This window comes from Enterobacter cloacae complex sp.6700776 (assembly GCF_048284255.1).
Lineage (GTDB): Bacteria > Pseudomonadota > Gammaproteobacteria > Enterobacterales > Enterobacteriaceae > Enterobacter > Enterobacter intestinihominis.
Map to the genome: position 1 here is coordinate 1 of NZ_JBLVYK010000194.1, position 296 is coordinate 296.

1 protein-coding gene is annotated in these 296 nt (G+C 45.3%); it reads right to left on the reverse strand.

Annotated features, from left to right (window positions below):
* A partial coding sequence (locus ACNQ0T_RS23855) for an S-adenosylmethionine synthetase N-terminal domain-containing protein (protein ID WP_417930457.1) occupies positions 1-295 on the reverse strand: 295 nt, incomplete at its 3' end.
* Position 296 lies beyond the last annotated feature (1 nt).

The window sequence follows — 296 nt, forward strand, 5'->3', positions numbered from 1 at the left end:
GTTTACCAATTGCGCTTAATACTGCGCAAGAGTTGGCATCACAGCCCATGTCTGAACTGGTATAACCGATTTCACGAACGGTTTTACGCGTAATTTCTTCAATATCGACCCATGCACTGGTAGTGATTTCACCACCAACCATGACCATGCCGGTTTTGACATAGGTTTCGCAAGCTACGCGCGCTTTTGGGTCTTGTTCAAGAATAGCATCAAGGACCGCATCAGAAATTTGGTCTGCAATTTTATCAGGATGCCCTTCTGATACGGACTCAGAAGTAAAGAGGTGTGTAGACATG